2 protein-coding genes are annotated in these 1,693 nt (G+C 67.5%); both read right to left on the bottom strand.

Features of this window, described 5'->3' with window-relative positions:
- The coding region (locus JHD07_RS21905) for a pilus assembly protein N-terminal domain-containing protein (RefSeq protein WP_291625689.1) at positions 1-1,112 on the bottom strand (1,112 nt) is incomplete at its 3' end.
- Positions 1,113-1,122: 10 nt separating this feature from the next.
- A partial coding sequence (gene cpaB, locus JHD07_RS21900) for a Flp pilus assembly protein CpaB (protein ID WP_291625679.1) occupies positions 1,123-1,693 on the bottom strand: 571 nt, incomplete at its 5' end.

Below are 1,693 nucleotides of genomic sequence, written 5' to 3'. Positions count from 1 at the left end.
GACACCGCCTGTGTCAACGTGATCGAGTTCGTGTTCGACAGCTCCGAAACCTCGGTCATCACGCGCAGGCTGATGCGGCCTTCGCTCAACACGACCGGGGTGAAGTTCAGGGAGATGCCGAACTTCTTGTAGGTGACCTGGGTGGCGCAGGAGCGGGTGACCGGATCGCAAGTATATCCTGCCGGGATCGGGAACTCGCCGCCGGCGACGAACGTGGCGGACTCGCCCGAGATCGCGGTCAGGCTCGGCTCGGCCAGCGTTCGCATCACGCCGGCGCTTTCCATCGCCCGCATCGTGGCGCTGACGGTGGCGACGCCCTTGGCGAGGCCGGCGACGCCGAGGCCGTTGCTGGCGACGATCGGCCCGCCCGCGACCGAGAACGGGTTGGAGTTGTTGAAGTTCACCACGGCCGTGCCGGCATTCAGGCTGGCGCTGAGATCGACGCCCAGCTGCTTGACGATGTCGCGGCGCACCTCGCCGACCACGACCTTGAGCATCACCTGGTCGCGGCCGCGCACGATGATGTTGTTGACGACCTTGTCCGCGCCGCCGACCAGTTTTGCGGCGACGTCGCCGGCCTGCTGGGCCTCGACCGGGCTCGTCACCGAGCCGGTCAGCATCACGCTGTCGCCGACGCCTTCGATCTGCACGCCCGGCAGTGACTGGCGCAGGGCGGCGCGCATGCCGTTGAGGTCGCGCTTGACCGCGATGTCGTAGGAGGCGACCTGCTGGCCGTCGGCGGCGAAGAACACGACGTTGGTCTGGCCGACCTGGCCACCGATGATATAGGCGCGCTGGGCCGAGCGGATCACCGCGTTGGCGATCTTGGGATCCGCCACCAGCACGTCCTTGACCTCGCGCGGCAGGTCGATGACGACGGATTTGCCTATGCCAAGCGAAAGAAAGCGCGTTCTCGCAGATGCGGCCGTCGCGACCGGCGACAGGCCTAGATCCGGCGCCTGCATTGGTGCCTGGTCGCCGACCGGCGCATCGGCTGCGCCCACGATGCCGGGCGCCGCGAGCAGCCCCAGCATCAGCATCGTCCCCGCAAAGAACGAGCGCGCGCGCTTCCCCCGAATGCGCAGGCCCGTCCGATCACCCCCGTAGTTCATGCTGTCCCCATCACTTCTGTGACGTCACTTGCCGTGCCTGCACCCCGTAGCGGATGACGTTGACGCCATCGGAGCGCTTGGCTTCCTTCTCGATCGTGCCTTCCGTCGCGTTGGCGTCGACGATGCTCCGCAGCGCGAGCTGGAGCGTGCCACCCTGGCGCGCGGCCGAGAGCGTGGCGACCTGATCGGGCCTGAGCTCGAGCGTGACGGTCTTGCCGAGCACGGCGTTCTGGCCGTCCTTTTCCTTTGGCGCCTGGTCGATCGCGAGCACACGGATGTTGCTCAGGATGACCTCGGACACGATGAGATCGTTGTTGTCGCCGTTCACACCGTCGGGATTCTTCAGGCGGCGGGTCAGGACGATGTCGACGCGGTCGTTCGGCAGGATGAAGCCGCCGGCGCCGGTCTCGGCTGAAATCTCGGTGGAGACGGCCCGCATGCCCGACGGCAGGATCGCGGCCATGAAGCCGGAGCCTTCGGCCCGCACCAGCTTCTGCTCGCGGATCGGCTCGCCCTGCATCAACGGCACGCGTGCGATCGAGCCGGCGATCTGGGTCTGCGCCTCGGGCCTGTTGTCGCGG

It is taken from the genome of Bradyrhizobium sp., assembly GCF_016462955.1.
GTDB lineage: Bacteria > Pseudomonadota > Alphaproteobacteria > Rhizobiales > Xanthobacteraceae > Bradyrhizobium.
Note: the sequence above shows the minus strand (reverse complement) of the source record. Positions and strands in the feature narration are given on the sequence as shown.